This window comes from Amycolatopsis kentuckyensis (assembly GCF_002155975.1).
Lineage (GTDB): Bacteria > Actinomycetota > Actinomycetes > Mycobacteriales > Pseudonocardiaceae > Amycolatopsis > Amycolatopsis kentuckyensis.
On the sequence record NZ_MUMI01000244.1, the window covers coordinates 1 to 15,898 of the forward strand.

Below are 15,898 nucleotides of genomic sequence, written 5' to 3' on the forward strand. Positions count from 1 at the left end.
TTACGTCGAGGACTGGTCGCTCGCGCTGGACCTGGTGAGCGATGAGCAAGACCGCGGCAGGCGGATCGGCAAGCAGAGCCGCGAGGGTCCCCGCGCCGCAGTAGCCGCACCGCCGCGGGTCCGGGCGTGCAGCGAGCCTCGGCGGCAGCCCGCAGAACGCCGCTCCCCCGCCCCGAGCCGCGATCGCCGCCGTCACTCGCGAGGCCGGCTCCGCGACGGCACAGCGCCGGTCAGGGCCGCGGCTTCACGACCCGGAAACGGGCGCGGCCGCCGACTCCCCGCGGCGGGAATCGGCGGCCGTGCTGCGCGGCGCGGTGCAACGGGTCAGTAGGCGCCCTGCCCGCCCATCACCGCGCGGAACGTCTTCCACAGGATCACCAGGTCCAGCGCGAGCGACCAGTCCTCGACGTAACGCAGGTCCAGCCGGATGCTCTCCGCCCACGTGAGGTCGCTGCGCCCGCTGACCTGCCAGAGCCCGGTGAGGCCCGGCTTCACGAGCAGCCGCCGGCGGGCGTCGGGCGCGTACTGCTCGGTTTCCTCCGGCAGCGGCGGCCGCGGGCCGACGAGGGACATCTTCCCGGACACGACGTTGAACAACTGCGGCACCTCGTCGAGCGAATACCGGCGCAGGAAACCACCCACACGGGTGATACGCGGGTCGCGCTTCATCTTGAAAAGCGGGCCCGCGCCTTCGTTGTCCGCCGCCAAAGTCTGCTTGATCGCGTCGGCATTGGTGACCATCGTCCGGAATTTGAGCATGGTGAACGTCGCGCCGTCGCGGCCGACGCGGCGCTGGCGGTAGATCACCGGGCCTCGGTCGTTCAGCTTGATCGCGACCGCGATCGCCAGCAGCAGCGGGGACAGCAGGGTGAGCAGCAGCGCCGAACCGCAGCGGTCGACGATCTCCTTCACCACGCGGCGGCCGCCGGTGAACATCGGCGCGGTGACCCGCAGCAGGGGCATGCCGAGCACGCCGGTGACGTTGAGCCGGGGCCCGGCGACCTCCATCAGCACGGGCGCGACGACCATCTCCGCGCCGGTGCCCTCCATGTCCCAGGCCAGCCGCTGCAGCCGCTTCGGCGTCCAGTACTGGTCGGCGGTGATCGCCACGACCCGGTAGCCGCCGCGCCGCACGTGCCGGGACAGTTCCTCCAGCCGCCCGACCACCGGGACGCCGTCGATTTCGCCGCTGTCGCGGTCTTCCCCGTGGCCGTTGAACGTGCAAGCGGCCTCGACGCGCCAGCCGACGTGCACCTCCGAGCGGGTGCGGGCGATCAGGTCGGCCACGGTTTCCGGGCTGCCCGCGGCCATCACCGGCAGCAGGCAGAGTCCCTTGGCGCGCTTACGGTGCAGCACCTGGCGCAGCAGGTAGCGCTGCGGGAAGGCGACCAGCGCGATGGCCGGCACGACGACGAACACCCAGACCTGGACCTCGAGCGCGCCGAACAGCAGGCCGCCCAGCGCGACCAGGACGGCCGCGGTGATGAAGCCGCGGCCGAGGGTGCGGTACTCCTCCGCGCCTTCGCCGAGCACTCGCGGGCTCCAAGCCCGGCTGGCGGGCAGCGAGACGAACACCGCGAGCATGGTGCCAAAGGCGTGCATGTCGTGCGGGGCAACGCGATCGATGACGAACGCGCTGATCGCGATCACCAGCAGCGTGATGAAGACGTCGCTGCCGATGACCCAGGCTCTGTACCGCGCTTCCCAGGCCGCGGGCCACGCCTTGGCGGCCGGGCCCCCGTCGTCGGGGTGTTCGTCCCGCTTGGCGGGACGCGGGATGGCCTGGAGGTCGATGTGCGGCGGTGGTTGGCTCACCGTGTACGAAGGCCGCACCGACTCTTCCATCTGACCTCCCGGGAACTGGATCGAGTTGAGCCGCGGGCACGCAGCGTCACCGGAGATGATTTCGGAGAGTTACCGCATCTCATGTGGTCGCGCAGAGCCCGCGGGGGCTTCACACGGCAAGTTATCGGCGACTCTCTCGGGAGTGTTACAAGGATTTCCAGCCACATGCTGCGTGACATCCCCGCCAGAAAATGGCCGGAAGATAACAAGATGAAGACGATGCGTAATAGAGCGTATCCCCGTGAAAATTACGCTCCGTAGCGGAAAGGGTGATGCCCGCACCCGGCTGGACCAAGCTCGGCCGAACGGCCCAGCGGGACCTTCGGGGATCTACTGTGGACACTGTGGATCGCGAAGGTCCACAGTGGACCAGCCCGGGCCGGCGGGAGCCCTCGCGGGAACCCGGCGGCCACCGACGGTGACATTCGCCATCGCACCGTCACGCGCGGCGGTTCTGTCACATGTCGTCGCCGGGTGACCACGCGACCGTGGGCGGTCCGACGTGCCGAGGATCACATCCACCTCCCGCGGCGTGCCGTTCGACAGAAACCCGTCGCAGCGACGGGGTTCGAAGGCAGTTCCGGCGGGCCCCGGCGGCGGGGGCGCGAACCGCTCTCGCAAGCTGATACGGATGATCCGAACGGATCGTTCACTCCGTTTCGGCGGGCGGCGAACTCCGGCGCGGAAATGCGGGCCGACCTCGGGGCCCGCTCGCCGGAGTCAGCAAAAGAGCCCCGCTCGCCTCTTCGGCGAACAGGGCTCTCTCGACTCTCGCGTGGGCGATACTGGGATCGAACCAGTGACCTCTTCGGTGTGAACGAAGCGCTCTCCCGCTGAGCTAATCGCCCGCCCGCGGTGTTGTGGACAACAGTAGCGTACGACTTTCAGGCGCCTGCAAACGGGTGGTCCTCACCGACCACACTCCGCTTACCGACGAGTACGGAACGCACAACCCCGAGCTAGTCAGGGTTGTTCGGCCGGGGGGCCGCCTGACGCCACGTTCGACATCCGTGCGACGGTGCTATCGCCCGGCGACTAAACCGCGCAGTATGGAGGCGTGGGCCCCGCGGGGTGCGCCGGTCAGTTGCGCGCCGCGGGTGGTCACGGGTGGAGACGGGGGCCGGAGAGCCCGGACGGGTGATTTGCGGCGCACCCGCGACGGAATCGGCCTCCTGATGCGTCCAAGCAGTGACGCCCTCGGCCGGGCCGGGCCGGGAAGGGAGACGAAGGGTAGGACGATGCGCAACGATCACGTGACGCTCCGCTCGACGGCGGTCTTCGACCTGCTGGCGCCGCGGACTCCCGCGGTTCCGGTCAAGGTGGAGCTGCGCTACGACACACGCGACCCGTACGCGGTCGTCGCCGCCTTCCGCACCGGCCGCGCCGGCTGGGTCGAGTGGGTGTACGCACGCGACCTCCTCGCGGACGGCCTCCTGGCCGACGCGGGTGACGGGGACGTCCGCATCCGCCCCTCCGTCGAGGACCCCGAAGCGGTCCTGATCGAGCTGAACTCGCCGTCCGGGCACGCCATGTTCGAGGCGTCCGCCCAGGAACTGGCCGACTTCCTCGACCGGACGTACGACGTGGTCCTCCCGGGCAACGAGCACCTCTGGGTCGACGTCGACGACGCCCTCACCCACCTCATCCCGCACGATCTGGCCTGATGACGGGCTTGCAACAGCGGAGTGACACCCCGGTGTCGAACCCGTTTTCGGGGTCCGATATGGTTTTCCCACACCACGGCGACGGGGACTCGGGTTCCCGGAGCTGCGGAATGCGGATGTAGCGCAGCTGGTAGCGCATCACCTTGCCAAGGTGAGGGTCGCGGGTTCGAATCCCGTCATCCGCTCGGTAGGCTCTCGGGCCTAGTCACGGTGGAGTGGCCGAGAGGCGAGGCAACGGCCTGCAAAGCCGTGTACACGGGTTCGAATCCCGTCTCCACCTCGCGCGATTAGCTCAGCGGGAGAGCGCTTCCCTGACACGGAAGAGGTCACTGGTTCAATCCCAGTATCGCGCACCACAAGTTTTCGCAGGTCAGAAGCCCTGTCCCTCCCCGGAGGGGCGGGGCTTCAGTCGTCAGATGGCGATGAAATGGCGATGAGCCCCGGGCCGGGTTCCAGGCGGCGCCGGGACCGCAGGTGCGGGAACCAGGACACCAGCTTCGCCCGCTCGCCCGGGTACAGCGACGCCAGCGACCGCAGCCAGCTTTCCTCCAGGGCGTCCAGGATCTGGCTGACCATCGCCGGCGTCACGTGGTCGTAGACCCGCGCGATGCCCTTCATCTTCTGCCCCAGCCGCGCCCGGCGCGCGACCTCCAGAATCCCGTCCTCGGTCAGCCACGTGCTGTGCGTGCGCCTGCCTTCGTGGAAGGTGAACGTCGGCAGGATCGGCGGACGCCGCTCCCCCGCCCCGGGGTCGTTGAGCTCCACCCCGTCCCACGCCGGCCGCCAGAACCGGATCCGGAAGTTCGACCGCCGCCACGGATGCCCCTCAGGAGTGCACAGCACGAACGGCTCCCGGTGGCTGTCCATCAGCTCCTCGTAGAGCACCGCAATCCCCGGAGGCAACGCCACGAACCTCGTACCCGCAGGAGTCTTGGTCCGCCCCTTCTTCGGCCGAGCGTTGCCCCGCCTCGTCGGCGGCCGCTGACGACCATCCGCGTGATGATCATCACTCTTCCGGCCTCCTTTGTAGACCTTTCCGCCCACCTCCTTCAGCGGCGTCCGGATCTCGATCCCCCGCCGCTCGGAGTCGTACTCGTGCCGCTGCTGCCCGACAAGTTCACCCCAACGGGCGCCGGTGTAGCCGTTCAAGATCGCGATCAGCGGCCACGCCTTCCACTGCGGCAGCAGCTGCGTATCGAGGAACGAGCGGTACTTCGCGACCGTGTTCAGCTCCAGCCGCGGAGCCACCGCCTCCAACCACTCCTCGGCAAAGTCGCCGAACCGAGTCTCACCATCACGCGGATCCAGCCACAGGTTCCGCCGGATCAAAGCTTCCTGCTCCAGCCGCCACTCCTCAGCTGCCTTCTTGTCAGGAAACCCTGACCTGCTCCCCCATGTCCCATCGGGACGCTTGTACCGGGCACGCCACTCACCCGTCCCGGGCTCTTCCTGGCCGAAGGCCATTCTTCACCCCTCTTCTTCTCTGTTGCTCCGCCCGCCTCACGCGGCGCGGAAGTCCTGGGCAACGTCCACAACGGACACCCGCCGCCGCGGCGGCTTCACCGGCGGCGCTCAACCGCACGATCTCCGCGACATCACCCCGGGTGAACCGGTAGTGCTTCCCGAACCGGTGATGCGGCAGCACCCCGGCCGCGGCCTGGTCCTTCAACGTCCGCGGCGACAACTGCAACAACTCCCCCACCTCCTCCGCAGTCAGCAGCGCGTCCGGGTCGGCCGGCGGCACCGGCGCCCCCGCACGAACGGCGGCCGCAAGCTCCCGGATCGCCTCGGCAACAGCGCAACCATGGGCACGGTCCTGTCCACGCTGGGTTTCCATCGCCCTACTCCTAACGGTTTTTCTTATGCCTGAGAGAAAGATCGGAGGGAAGTGTTCGTCGCTGCATATGGGCTATCCATGCCGATGGAACCACAAGCAGTCAACATACTGGCGATCAGGCCTGAATTCCCGACGTTACTATTCGACCGCCTCATTCAACGACGCGAACAAGGAGGTGCCAGATAGCCAAGAGGGTAACGATCGAGATGTCTGACGACCTGGACGGCAGCCACGCCGACCAGACCGTCCCTTTCGGACTCGACAGAGCAGCATACGAGATCGACCTCTCCCATGCGAACGCCAACACATAGCGCGCCGCACTCGAGCCATACGTTGCCGTGGCCCGCCGCACCGGCGGGCGACGGATCAAGGGTGGCCGACTACACCGCAAGCCACGACATCCGCGAATGGGCCCGGAAGAACGGGCACGAAGTAGCCGACCGAGGACGGATTCCCGCTTCAGTCGTCGAGGCGTACCACGCAACTCGCGACAGCGGCAGCCCGATGATGTCACGGAAAGCGCGCACCCAATCCGAGACAAAGCCACGCCGCAAGCGCAACAAATGATGCTCGACCAGCCTCGAGATGCACTCATTCGAAATTGACACGCAGCGATCAAGGAGCCACTTGAAGTCACGCGGGAGAGGAGAGAAATCAGCGCCCCACAGGTAGCAGTTCAGTGCCGGGCTCAGCGCAAGCCACGCCTCTAACTCCGGCAATCCGCCCGCCCGGAGACAGGCTGCGACCCGACTGGTCGGCCCCTCCCGATCATTCACGACAGACCTGGTCACGCTCGCCGCCGCGAACCGTCGACAAAGGAGGCGTCACGCCCTCACCTCAGAGCAACAGCCCCAGTTGATCTATAACCTCATCCTGGAATCAGCCACCGACCTGCAGCTCCGACGACCGAGCGGGTTCGCGGGAGACTCCCGTGTTGGCGTGTTCAAAGGGGGACTTGAACCCCCACACGTGGGATATCTCCCGTGTTTGGGGAGATCATGCGCTCAGTGTAGCGCAGAGTCACCGGTCCCGATCGCTCACGACAGCGGTCCTGGCCAAGGCCCAGTCCCGTTCAGGCGGCATCCAGCACGGGAAGACGAGCCATCAGCAGCTCGTACCCCACGGCCTCCTGCGGGATCCGCGTACCGGCCGTCAGCACGTCCTGGGCTTGCCCGGCCAAGGGTCCCAGCCAGCCCGCTACCTGCGCGGCGACGTGCTCGGCCACCGGCTCAGCAGGACGTCGGTAGGACGTCGCGAACAGGAGGTCGTAGAGCGAGTACGCGGGCTCAACCACCGGAAGCCCCGCACGCTGGGAGTTGAGACTCGCGGTGGCCGGGATCTGCAGACCTTTGAGATCGACGTCGCCGAAATACACGATCCGGTCCGGCCGCGGAGACAGGAGCGGGACGGACAAGACCGCCGAGGGGAACTGGCTGCCGGTCCCGTAGCCGACGTGCCGAGCCGGGCCGCCGGCGGCAGCGCTGAGCCGCGTGGCTTCGAGCAGCGACGTGTAGGTGTGGTGGTTCTCCGCGATCAGCAGCGCGGTACCGCGCGGGTCCGGAGCCCCCGCCACCCACTGCGAGACGAAGGGAATAGGCACCTCGTGGCAGCGCAAGAGGTCCATCGTCAACGCGCCCGAGGTGAACAAGCGCGTCGACTTCAGGCGGTCCAGCCGCTTCTCGTCACCGAATAGCTCCAGCGAACGTTCGCGGACCGGCACGCTCGGGCGCGACGCACCTTTGTCGCGCAGGAAAACTGCGGCGATCTCAAGTACCCCGATCTCGTCGTCGCGGGCGGCGATGCGCCCCGCGGCCTCGAGCGCCGCCGGCCAGACTCGAACGTCCCGCGGCGCACGACCAGGGCGCCGGCGGGGCGGGAGACGTACCCATTTCGGCAGCGCAGGCTCCTCCCGCGTGTCGAAATGCTGACGCGACACGGGGAACGCCACCTGACCGGCCGCCACCAGCTCGTCCAGTGCCTCGCGGATTTCGCTTCGGGCGCTCGGCGTCGTGGCCAGACTTCGGTCGAAGGCGACCGCGGCCGCGTAGAGGTCAACCAACTCCACTCGCTGCACCGGTGACGCCGCGACGTGCTCGGCGAGCCGCTCGGCCAACGCGTTCACGAGTCGTCCTCGCGCAGAACTCGGGCGCTGGTGATGCCGTCGTCATCCGCGGTGGCTTGCTGGTCTAACACCACGTAGCGCCGGTTGCGAAGCGAGCCGGGCGCGTTTCGCATGCGCAGCACGTTGGGGAACTGGCCCACCGCACCGAGATCCTCCACGCCGGTCGTGTACACGAGCTGGACACCGTGCGCCGCCGCGACGTCCCGCTGCAGGCGCAGCAGGGCAACGTGGCTGGCCGTGCCGAGCGGGTTGTCGAGCACGAGAGTCCCGCCGATGGCCGCCCGTCCGCGTCCGCGGTTGACCGCCCGCAGCCGCGCGAGCGTGCAGTAGAGCGCCACGCACACGGTCAGCTTCTCACCGCCGGAGAACTTGCCGAGGTGGGTGACGTCGACCGGTTCGACCGCGAGATCGCTGTTGGGCTTGAGCACCTTGACCGTGAACCCACGCGGCGCGACCGCTTCGTGCACGCACTTCTTGAGAACCGCGAGCCCCTCCGGTTTCGTCTTCTTGTCCGCGACGATCCGGTCGACAACCGCGTCGATCCGGGCATGCAGGTCCTCGTCCCCGGCCGGACGCAGGAAGCTGATCCGCAGGAAGTGCTCGTTCGCCCACCGCCCCAGCGTGCCGGGTAGTTTCGAGTGCCGATGCGCGGACTCGAGGGTCGCGAGCACGTCCTTCACCAGGCCCGCGATCTCCCCGACCACGAGCCGCTGATCACGCCCGATTTCGGCGAGCTGGCCGTCGATCGTCCGGTACCGCACCCGCATTTCTTGCGCGCGGTCTTCGGCGCGGTCCGCAAGCACGTCCGCGTCGTCCCCCGTGAGACGGTCGCGGATCGCGCCGGGCACCTCGGCGAACCGGGCCTCAGCGGCGATCCTGCGGACCTCGGCGATCGACCTGGTGACACGGTCGGCGGTCTCCTCGGCCTCCTTGTTCGCCGACTGGAGCCGACTGAGCAGCGACTCGAGTTCGGCTTCCGGCTCGTCCCCGGCATAGGCCGGGACGTCTCCGGGCACCTCGACCGGAGTGGTGGCGCCAGCGAGCCTTTTGGCTTGCTGAGCGAACACCTGGGCCGCCGTGTCGGCTTCGGACGCGAGTTTGCCCGCGTCCTCGGCCTCGCGGTTGAGCCGGGTCACCTCGCTGCTCATTTCGGTCGCCCGCTCGGCTTCCGCCGCCGCTCGTTCCCGGGCCTCCGCCTCGGTCGCCGGCTCGTCGTCGAGCGGGGCGTGCCGCAGCCGATCACGCGGAGTGCGCTGCTTGACCTCTTCCGATGCCTGGTTGAGTTCGGTCTTCGCCTCGCTCAGCTTTTGTTGTGCCTCGTTGGCCACTTCGCGGGAGCGTTTCCGCGCTGCTGCTCGCCGGTCCACGTCCTGACCGTCGCCGGTCGCGAGCAGCTGCTGCGCGAGCTCGCGCGCGGATTCCGGGTACTCGGCCAGCGCCCGGTCCGCCCGTTTGCCTCGCTCGAGGTGTGCGGTGAGACGCTCGGCCAGCACGGATTGGGAAGCCACGGTCTGCCATTGCGAGTCCAGCTCGGCGAACCGGCTGCTCAGCCACGACAACGGATCGCCGTCACCGGTCACGACGGCCTCCCGATCGCCGTCGAGCAGGGTGACCTGGGTGGAGTCCCGTTCGTACCGCTTCCAGTTCGCCTGGTGCTGCGAGGCCAGCGAACGAGCGGCTTGCTCCGTCTCCTGCAATTCCGACACCCGGCTTGCGGCCTCGTCGGCGATGCCGGTGCAGACCTCGACCTCGTTGTCGAGCTGCGCGATCGCCAGCTGGATCCCCGGCCGTTCGGCGGTCCGCTTCGCCAGCGCGTTCAGCCGCTCGATCCGCTGCGCCAGCCGGTTCAGCTCGTCGCTCAAGCCGGCTTCGGTTACCGCGTCCTCGGCTTCCTGCTCGTCCAGCTCATCGATCTGCGCCCGGACCACCTGATCGTCGTCGGTCAGGCCCGAGATAGCCTCGTCACACTCTTCGACGGCCTTCTCCAGCGCATCGAGGTGCCCCGCCGGGCAGTCTTCGAGCAGCGACTCCAGCGTCGCCAGCAGCGCCCTGTCCGCCTTCGCCTGTTCCTGCAGCTCCGAGATCCGCCGGTCCTGGTCACGCCTACGCTCTTCACGGTCTGCTCGCGCGTGTTCCGCCGCATCGCGGTCATAGAGCGCGGGTTCGCTGGGGAACACCAGGTATGCCGGCGGCGCCGCGGCCACCGCCCGTTCGAACTGCGTAGCTGTCGATACCGCGACGTGCGCGACCGCATACCACGGCTTGGAGGCAAGAGCACGGCGGGCGTTCTCCGCGTCGCCGTCGGCGACGACCACACCAGCGGCGAGTTCCGCGACGCGAGGATTCTCCAGCACCGATGCGCGCTCGGGTTCGGTGACCAGGTCACGGAGGGTCTGCCAGCCCGGTGTTGCCGGTACCCCGGCCGCCACAAGCACCTCCGCAGCCCGTTCGGCGTCGCGCGTGGTGGGCAGGAAGTCGTTGGCCTGGAGCCCGTCCAGTGCCCGGTTGTCCTCGGCGGCGTCCACGCGGGTGGCCACGACGGCCGACTCGGCGGCCGACGCCTCCCGGGTCAGCGCCGCCCGCAGGTCCGCGGCCTCGGCCCACAGGTCGAGCCGGGTCCCGTCGGCCAGCTGGGTCAGCTCGGCGAGACGGACGTCCGTCGCGAGTGCGTCGACCCTGGCCGCGAGCTTGCGCCGGTCGCCATTGAGGCGATCGCGTTCGGCGGTCTTGGCTGCGCGATCGGTCGCCAGTTTCCGGCTCTGCGCTTCCAGTGCGGCGCGAACCGCGGGCCGGGCCTCACGGCGCTGCCGCACCTGGCCGAGCAGATCCTCCTTCTCCCGGCGGTTCTGCTTCGTCTCGGCCAGGACGATCGCGGGATCGGCCTCGTCATCCGGAAGGTCGCCGAGCCGGACAGCGGCGACCACCTCGTCGTGGATTTCGATCAGCCGACCACGAGCGTTCTCGGCGCGCACACTCGCTTCGGTCGCCAATTTCCGGTTCTGCCGCTCGCGAAAACCTTCCGTACCCGCTTCCGCTTGCGCCTCCCGCGCCGCCGTGTCCGCCATCGTTTCGGCTTCGTGCTCCTCCTCGGAGAGCTGCGTGTAACGGGCCTTGAGCGTCGCCGCGGCGTCGTCGCGGGCTTCCCGTAGCGGAGCGGTCTCCCGGTCCTCCTGGGCGATCTGCTGCCGCACGTCCTCCGCGTGAAGGTGAGCTTCGACCCGATCGGCGAGGTGCCCCACCGCCTGCCAGGCCAGGTCCTCGTCGTTGGCTTCGTCCGCGGTGGTGGTCGCCCTTTCCCACCCGGCCTTCGCGGTCTTCTTCCGGTGGTTCGCCGCGACCCGGTACAGCTCGCTCGCGATGTCGTTGACCCGGCTGCGCTCCCGATCCAGCGCGCGAGCGCTGTCCCCCAGTCGCTTCGCTTCTTCTGCCAGCCACTTCCGGTCGTCCTCCCGCGCCGAAGCCGCGGTGCGAAACGCTCCGGCGAGCCGGGCCGCGGACGAGCGTGCTCCCGTGGCCGCCTCGGCCGCCGCCTTCGCCAGGATGTGCCGTTCGGCGAGCCGCTCCAGCCTGCCTTCCAGCTCCCCGCAGAACTCCCGGTCGACGAGCAGGCCGGGCTTGCGCGCGAGCACGTCGACGACCTTCCGCAGGTTGTTCGCGACGAGGTCGGGCTGCGTGCTGTCAACTGTGAGATCGATGAGGAAGTCGATGAACTTGTCCGTGGTCGCGAATTCGAACAGCCCGGCGACGCCGCCCTCGGAATGGTTCATCTGCTTCTGGTAGGCGAACACCGCCGGGTCGAGGTTCCGCGCGGTCAGCGCGTCCGTCCACTCGCCACGCTGCCGTGTGATCACGAACCTGAACTGCTGGGGATTGGCCGCCGCGATCTCCTTGAGCACGTTCACGAACTCGGCCATCGTCCGCGTCCGGCCAGATTCGTCGCGCACCGGCAGGCCGGGCAGGTCCAGTACACCCGGGACGGCGAAGAAGCTGTAGTACCAGCCCTTGAGCTTCTCGCGGTCGCGATCCGGGTCGGCGGGCTTTCGCCGTTCGTCCCATTCGTAGACGGCGCCGGTGACCAGCCGGGCCGGCCGGCTGGCGTCGCCACCGGGCTGGGCCACCCATTCCGCCACTGTATGGCTCGTGTCGCCGGAGGACACGTAGTCCTCGAGGTGACGCTTGACCGTCTTGCCCATGAAGTCTTTGCGCAGCGGGAGCAACAGCGCGAAGAAAAGCGACAGCAGGCTCGACTTCCCGCCGCCGTTGCGCAGCCAGAGAATCGAGTCGACTGGTGCTCGCTCGCCCGCCGTCGAGACGTCCAGCGTCAGATCCGTGAAGCGGGCGGCACGGTCCCCGACGTTTGCGAGGCGGAAGGACGAAAGCTGGTAGGTCACGTCCCCACCACCGGAGTGTGGTCGCCTCGGCGCCTCGCGGCCAACAGCTCGTAGGTCGCGTTGCCCGCCAGCTCACCGACCTGGATGCGGAAGCGTTCGAGGAGTTGGAAAGTCTCGGGGCCGCGGTTCGGCGCCAGCCGCGCCAGGCCTTGGTCGACCATCCAGTTCAGGACGTTCGCGACCCAATAAGTGGAGGACGCGGCCGAGCGACGTCCCTGTCCCTTCCCCCTATCAGCCTTGTAGCCGGGAGACAGTCGGTCATACGTCCGCCATGCTTCTTCGAACGACACATCTTCCAGCATCTGGGGTTCCGGTGCGCGCTTGAGCCGATCGCACGCGTCGCGGACGAACCGTTCGATCTCGTCGACCGACACCCACCGGACGCGGTCGTCGTCGAAGTCGGCCGGGGCTGGGAACACGTAAGCCGCGATGGCCGCGCTGATCAGCCCGACCAGCAGTCGGTGGGGCACCGTGCTCACGTTGGGCAGATCCGTGAGCCGGTACGCGAACACCGATTCACGGCGCGCGCCCAGCACCAGTCCTAGCTCGCCGTCGGACAGCACCTGCAGGTCCAGCCCGTCGAGGACGCTGGTCACCGCGTTGTGGAATTCCGCGTCCTCGCGGTAGCGGCCGAGCAGTGTCCGGTAGTCGGAATCGGCGCCGGGCCGCTGCTTCGGGCGGAGCGCGCAGCCGATGAGTATGCCGACGTCCGAAAGATCCTGCTGGCCGAGCGTCATGACACCTCCTGAACGGAAGTCGCGGCCCAGCGGGCGAGTGTTTCTTCGTCTTCGGCCACGATCAGGTCGTCTCCCGACCAGCCGGGTAGGTCGATCAGGCTGCCGTCGGCGTCGACCACTGCGGCCGGGCCGAGAATGCGGGCGGCGGTGTCCACTGCGGTGGAGAAGTCTTCCGCGGTCTCCGGGGCGTAGGTCCAGAGCGCCGCGAGCACGACGAGCCGCTCGACAGCACCTCGATCGAGTTCGCCGGGCAGGTCGGCGGCTTGGACGGCAAGCAGCAACGCCGACAGTCGGGCGGGCAGCGGGACGGAGTCGACTACGGCCGTAGCGGCCGCCAGGATCTCGGGCGCGACCGCGGGCGGGTCCGGGTCACCGAGTTCTTCGTCGAGCGGTGGTTCGTCGATCCGGGGTTCTCGGCGCGGAGCGAGCAGGTCGTCGACCAGGTCGGCGAACCGCACGATCCGGGGCACCTGTGGCCCCGCGACGAACACGGCGAACGCCTCGGCCGGTTCCGCCGCATCTTCGGCGGCCATGGTCAACAGCGGCAGGAACACACCATCGGCGATGTCCGGGTTCCGCAGCCCTCCGATCGGCCGGAAGGACTGGCGAAGCTGTTCGTCGAGGAAGATCGTCCGCGCGCCGACCAGCCTGCCATGCAGTTCGGTGTGCCGGCGACGGCATTCTTCGAGCAGACCCGCGATCCGGGCGGCCGCCGCGGTGACGGCGGGATCTGCCTCCGCCGTGTCGAGGGCGCTCCGTACGTGGTCGAGCAGCCTGCTCTCGGCGCCGAGCCGCTCCTCGAGGTGCACCCGGTTGCGCTCGAACTGCGCCGGGACGTCCTGGGCCCAGCGGTCGAGGACCGTACGGATGTCGCGCACGGTGTCGGTCAGGAGCGCGCGCAGTTCGTCGCTGTAGCGCACCGACAGCAGCCGCGACCGCTCCGCGGCCTTCTCCGCCTGGCCGAACGCGCCTCGCTTGAGCTGCCGATCGAGCATGAGCTCGACTGCGGCCTGCTCGTCCTCGACGTCAAATTCCAAACCCCCGACCAGCGCGTTGATCGCGTCCGCGGACGCCCGGAGCACGTTCACGCCCCGCTGCTGGTCTTCGTGCTCGCTCAACAGCCGGAACTCCACAGCAATCGCCCGGTGGTGCACGGATCCGTCAGGTTCGAGCGAGAAGTCCGAGACCTGGTAGGCGAATGGGGCCTCGCGTTCCCGGCGGTTCAGCAGCGCATCGATGACGTACCGTGCGACCGCTTCGTGTACCTCGGAGGGCTGCTCGGGACATGCGCTCGCCGCCAGCCTCGCCAGGCCGCTGACAGCCTCGTCGTAGGTCACTTCTTCCTCGAAACCCTGCCGGGAGATCACCGTGTCGATGGCGGCGAGCGCAAGGGTGACGACGTCGTAGTCGTGGGTGCCCCAGGACTGCCGGCTCGCATTGTCAGCCGCGTCCGCGACCGGCCGGGCTCGCAGGAGGGCCCGCACCCGCCCGCCAAAGGCCTCGTCGAACACGGCGCGGCCCACGGTCCGCGGAGCACTCATCTTGTGCCACCCCCCTCGGTGCGTGGATGCCCGGAAGATCGGCTACGAGCGCGTCACCGTTACGCCGAAGCAGCTACGGCGCGACCCGGTGCCGCCCGCTGGCGCATCCGGATGTGCAGGATCCTGGGGCTATGGCTGCGTGTGTCGGCTCACGGCAGAACTCAGCTCAGGTGGGGGAACCAGCCGGAGGAGTGTTCGCGGAGGTACTCCCTATCGCCGGCAGACCTATCGCCTGTCAACAGCGTCGGACCTGACACGGTGGAGAACGAATCCGATGCCGACATCCTCGACGCACCACTCAGCTTCTGCTGCCGTCAGCCTGTCGAGTCCCTGCCGGAGCACGGTCTTCAACTGCTCCATGGTGCCGGTTTGCCCGGCCTGGTCGGATCGCAGGCGGTACAGCCGACCGGACCGCGTGGCCGAGCAGCAGGTCGAGCAGCCGGCGCCGCGGCCACGCGGTGAGCTTGGGCGGCGAGCCGGGTGGCAAGCGGCAGACCGCCGCAGTGGTCGACGGTCCGTCGTGACTGCGCGAGCTCGGCGGCGACCCGGTGCGCCCTCACCACCCGGCGGAACAGTTCGAACGCCGAGACCGCGTCGAGCTCGGCGAGCAGGAACTGGACGGCGGTAGCGGGCCGCGCGCGGTGACCACGACCAGCGCCTCGCGGCGGCCGGGCAGCAGCCGCCGCCACGGCCCCAGCGTTGAAACGACACGATCGTCGGCTCGATGACCACCATGCGTCCCTCTCGGACGCGTCGGCGCCATGAGCCGATCCGTAGGCAGCTCAGTGTCCAGGTGCTGGTCGAGGGGGTGGGTGTGGTGTGGTGCCGCGGCTGGTGGTGGCCGGCCGCGGCGTCGGGGTGGGGTTTAGTCGGTGATGGGGTGGTTGTCGGCGACGGTCCAGGTGCCGTTCTGGCCGTCGTTGCCGAGGTAGTTGTGGACGAGGTAGCCGTCCATGGAGCGGGCGTAGACCTCGATCGAGTGGCGGGAGGGGTGGTAGACGGCGGTGGGGGTGTTGCTGATGGTCCAGGTGCCGACGGTGCTCCAGGTGCCGTGGTTGCCGTCGGGCAGCAGGTAGTTGTGGATCAGGAACTTGTCGGTGGCGCGGGCGTAGATCTCGACCGAGCGGGAGTTGGGGTTGTAGACCGCGGCGGGGTTTTCGGTGATTTTCCAGTCTCCGACGACTGACCAGGTGCCGTTCTGGCCGTCGGTGCCGAGGTAGTTGTGGAGCAGGTAGCCGTCGGTGGCGCGGGCGTAGACCTCGATCGAGCGGCGGGCGTCGTTGAAGACCGCGGCCGGGGCTCCGGCGATTTTCCAGGTGCCGACGGTGGTCCAGGTGCCGTGGTTGCCGTCGGGCAGCAGGTAGTTGTGGATCAGGAAGTCGTCGGTGGCGCGGGCGTAGATCTCCACCGAGCGGGAGTTGGGGTTGTAGACCGCGGCGGGGGTGTCGGCGATCTTCCAGTCCCCGACCCGGGTCCAGGGCCCGTATTTGCCGTCGGTCCCGATATAGGAATGGATCAGGTAACCGAGGGTGTCCCGGGCGTAGATCTCCACCGCACCCGAGTTCGGGTTGAACACCGACACCGGCCGGCCCACGATCTGCCACGGCCCGTTCACACTCCAGGCCCCGGATTTCCCGTCCGGCCCCAGATACGTGTGTCCCAGCAACCCATCGGTTCCCCGCGCGAACATCTCCACCGACGAGGTCACCGCGTTGAACGTGCCCTCACCACCCGGCACCGGAGCCAACACCGAAACCGTGT

9 protein-coding genes, 4 tRNA genes and 1 pseudogene are annotated in these 15,898 nt (G+C 68.7%); 5 read left to right on the top strand and 9 right to left on the bottom strand.

Features of this window, described 5'->3' with window-relative positions; all coding sequences use genetic code 11:
- Positions 1-324 precede the first annotated feature (324 nt).
- On the bottom strand, positions 325-1,845 hold the full coding sequence (locus CCN39_RS23495) for a sugar transferase (protein ID WP_167455162.1): 1,521 nt from the start codon (positions 1,843-1,845) through the stop codon (positions 325-327).
- A 776-nt stretch (positions 1,846-2,621) separates the two neighbouring features.
- A tRNA-Val gene (locus CCN39_RS23500) sits at positions 2,622-2,693 on the bottom strand.
- A 390-nt stretch (positions 2,694-3,083) separates the two neighbouring features.
- Here CCN39_RS23500 and CCN39_RS23505 point away from each other — a divergent pair.
- From CCN39_RS23505 to CCN39_RS23520, 4 genes are all read left to right on the top strand, one after another.
- Positions 3,084-3,509: an SsgA family sporulation/cell division regulator gene (locus tag CCN39_RS23505; RefSeq protein ID WP_013227152.1), complete on the top strand. Its 426-nt coding sequence runs from the start codon at positions 3,084-3,086 to the stop codon at positions 3,507-3,509.
- Between the two features lie 112 nt (positions 3,510-3,621).
- Positions 3,622-3,694, top strand: a tRNA-Gly gene (locus CCN39_RS23510).
- A gap of 24 nt (positions 3,695-3,718) precedes the next feature.
- Positions 3,719-3,789, top strand: a tRNA-Cys gene (locus CCN39_RS23515).
- 1 nt (position 3,790) lies between these two features.
- Positions 3,791-3,865: transfer RNA gene (locus CCN39_RS23520), tRNA-Val, on the top strand.
- Positions 3,866-3,914: 49 nt separating this feature from the next.
- On the opposite strand, the gene CCN39_RS23525 is transcribed toward CCN39_RS23520, so the two are convergent.
- On the bottom strand, positions 3,915-4,973 hold the full coding sequence (locus CCN39_RS23525) for an N-terminal phage integrase SAM-like domain-containing protein (protein WP_244210961.1): 1,059 nt from the start codon (positions 4,971-4,973) through the stop codon (positions 3,915-3,917).
- On the bottom strand, positions 4,939-5,346 hold the full coding sequence (locus CCN39_RS23530) for a helix-turn-helix domain-containing protein (protein WP_086845362.1): 408 nt from the start codon (positions 5,344-5,346) through the stop codon (positions 4,939-4,941). The genes CCN39_RS23525 and CCN39_RS23530 overlap by 35 nt, the downstream gene beginning before the upstream one ends.
- 206 nt (positions 5,347-5,552) lie before the next feature.
- On the opposite strand from CCN39_RS23530, the pseudogene CCN39_RS23535 reads away from it, so the two are divergent.
- Positions 5,553-5,913 (top strand): annotated as a pseudogene (locus tag CCN39_RS23535) (histone-like nucleoid-structuring protein Lsr2).
- Between the two features lie 505 nt (positions 5,914-6,418).
- On the opposite strand, the gene CCN39_RS23540 reads toward CCN39_RS23535, so the two are convergent.
- The 5 genes from CCN39_RS23540 to CCN39_RS23560 all read right to left on the bottom strand — a co-directional run.
- Positions 6,419-7,468: a Wadjet anti-phage system protein JetD domain-containing protein gene (locus CCN39_RS23540; RefSeq protein ID WP_086845364.1), complete on the bottom strand. Its 1,050-nt coding sequence runs from the start codon at positions 7,466-7,468 to the stop codon at positions 6,419-6,421.
- Positions 7,465-11,859 carry a coiled-coil domain-containing protein gene (locus tag CCN39_RS23545; protein WP_086845366.1) on the bottom strand — a complete coding sequence of 1,465 codons (4,395 nt, stop codon included), beginning with the start codon at positions 11,857-11,859 and terminating at the stop codon, positions 7,465-7,467. Before CCN39_RS23545 ends, CCN39_RS23540 begins: the two co-directional genes overlap by 4 nt.
- Complete coding sequence (locus CCN39_RS23550) at positions 11,856-12,596, bottom strand: hypothetical protein (protein WP_086845368.1); 741 nt, start codon at positions 12,594-12,596, stop codon at positions 11,856-11,858. The genes CCN39_RS23545 and CCN39_RS23550 overlap by 4 nt, the downstream gene beginning before the upstream one ends.
- Positions 12,593-14,137, bottom strand: a complete 1,545-nt coding sequence (locus CCN39_RS23555; RefSeq protein ID WP_143264123.1) for a hypothetical protein — start codon at positions 14,135-14,137, stop codon at positions 12,593-12,595. Before CCN39_RS23555 ends, CCN39_RS23550 begins: the two co-directional genes overlap by 4 nt.
- 865 nt (positions 14,138-15,002) lie before the next feature.
- The coding region (locus CCN39_RS23560) for a DUF8189 domain-containing protein (protein ID WP_208630333.1) at positions 15,003-15,898 on the bottom strand (896 nt) is incomplete at its 5' end.

Coding starts and splice junctions, on each gene's coding strand:
- CCN39_RS23495 (WP_167455162.1), bottom strand. CDS start 1,845: ATGGAAGAGTCGGTGCGGCCTTCGTACACGGTGAGCCAACCACCGCCG.
- CCN39_RS23505 (WP_013227152.1), top strand. CDS start 3,084: ATGCGCAACGATCACGTGACGCTCCGCTCGACGGCGGTCTTCGACCTG.
- CCN39_RS23525 (WP_244210961.1), bottom strand. CDS start 4,973: ATGGCCTTCGGCCAGGAAGAGCCCGGGACGGGTGAGTGGCGTGCCCGG.
- CCN39_RS23530 (WP_086845362.1), bottom strand. CDS start 5,346: ATGGAAACCCAGCGTGGACAGGACCGTGCCCATGGTTGCGCTGTTGCC.
- CCN39_RS23550 (WP_086845368.1), bottom strand. CDS start 12,596: ATGACGCTCGGCCAGCAGGATCTTTCGGACGTCGGCATACTCATCGGC.
- CCN39_RS23555 (WP_143264123.1), bottom strand. CDS start 14,137: ATGAGTGCTCCGCGGACCGTGGGCCGCGCCGTGTTCGACGAGGCCTTT.